This is a genomic window from Rhodococcus sp. ENV425, from assembly GCF_002887785.1.
GTDB lineage: Bacteria > Actinomycetota > Actinomycetes > Mycobacteriales > Mycobacteriaceae > Rhodococcus > Rhodococcus aetherivorans.
Genome location: NZ_PCZU01000307.1, coordinates 9,027 through 10,587, shown reverse-complemented (window position 1 = coordinate 10,587; position 1,561 = coordinate 9,027). Strand labels below are relative to the sequence as shown.

The following is a 1,561-nucleotide window of genomic DNA, read 5'->3' as shown; positions in this document are numbered from 1 at the left end:
CGCCGTCGCCGCGGCCGCACCGGGCCGCCCCGCCCCGCCCGTGCGCATGCTTCCCGATCGCGTCGATCGGGCCGGGGTGCTCGCGGCGCTCGCGGACCGATCGGCTGCCGGTGGCGCGCCCGGGGAGCGGCGGTTGTTCGTGCCCGTCGGCATCGACGAAGCCGAACTGGCCCCCGTGGGGATCGACTTCTCCGAGCAGCCTCACCTGCTCGTTTTCGGTGACTCGGGTTGCGGCAAGACGACCGTGCTGCGCGGCATCTGCCGCAGCCTCGTGGAGTCCCACACCGGCGCACAGGCCCGCATCATCGTCGGGGACTATCGGCGCACCCTGCTCGGCGTCGTCGAGGGTGAGCATCTCGGCGGATACGCGCCGTCCGCGGTGACGTTGTCGGCGATGGCCCGCGACCTCGCGGCGGTGTTCGAGCGGCGGATGCCCGGTCCCGACGTCACCCAGCAGCAACTGCGTGAGCGCTCCTGGTGGTCGGGACCCGAGGTGTTCGTCGTCGTCGACGACTACGACCTCGTCTCCGCGGCGAGCCAGTCGCCGCTGACGCCCCTGCTGGAGTATCTGCCCCAGGCCAAGGACGTCGGGCTGCACCTCGTCCTGGCGCGCCGCTCCGGGGGAGCCGGGCGGGCTCTCTTCGAGCCGGTCATCGCGCGGCTGCGGGAATTGTCGGCGGCCGGCCTCGTGATGAGCGGCAATCGAGAGGAGGGAGCGCTCGTGGGCACCGCGCGTCCGCGCCCGATGCCGCCCGGACGGGGCATCCTCGTGCAACGCGACGGGGAGACGCTCGTGCAGACGGCGTGGCTGCCGCCGCAATGAGCGACGTCCACGCGCTGCACCTGCAGGTCGTCCCGGGTCGGGTGTACGCGCGGCGGTCCGATCGGACCGTGACGATTCCCGCATCGGCTCCCGGCCGTGTCCCCACGGACGACGATGCGCCGCTGGCGACCCTGCTCGGGTACGTCGCGGCGACGGCAGGCGCGCCGGCCGGCCTCGACACGGTGGTGGTGGTCCATCCCACCGAGTGGGGCGAACGTCGGCGGGAGGAGTTGCACACGGCCGCCCGGCAGGTCGCGCGAAATGCCGTCCTCCTGACCGCCGCGGTGGCCGCGCGCCGCGCCGCGCCTGTGGGCGACGGCGAGCGATGCGCGGTCGCGGAGGTCGACGGCGCCGGCGTGACAATGGCGGTGCTGAGCGCCCCCGACGGCGGCGACGTCGACCGCATCGCGCGGGACCCCGACCTCGACGAGGGACTGCTCGACTCGCCGGCGGGAGCCGAGCGGCTGGACCGGCTGATGCGAAACGTGTGCGGTTCCGTCGATCCGGATGTCGTCCTCGTGACGGGGATTCCGGGCGAGCCGCCCGGAATTCCGCTGTGCGAGCGGATCGCCGAGCGGCTCGGCCGCGGCATCCGGGTGATACCGGTCGCCGCGTCCGAGGTGCTGGCCGCGGTGCCGGAACCCCCGGCCGTCCCGTCGGGGGACACGGAGTCGCTCCCACAGTGGCTGCACACCGTGCCGGCCTCCCGGTCGACCCGGCCCGTCCGCCGGATGCGTT

The 1,561-nt window shown here is 74.2% G+C and carries 1 protein-coding gene and 1 pseudogene; both read left to right on the top strand.

What is annotated here, in order from left to right:
* The coding region (locus tag CQZ88_RS32215; RefSeq protein ID WP_258008873.1) for an FtsK/SpoIIIE domain-containing protein at positions 1 to 823 on the top strand (823 nt) is incomplete at its 5' end.
* Positions 824 to 891: 68 nt separating this feature from the next.
* Positions 892 to 1,561: pseudogene (locus CQZ88_RS32210) on the top strand (type VII secretion-associated protein); the annotation flags it as partial.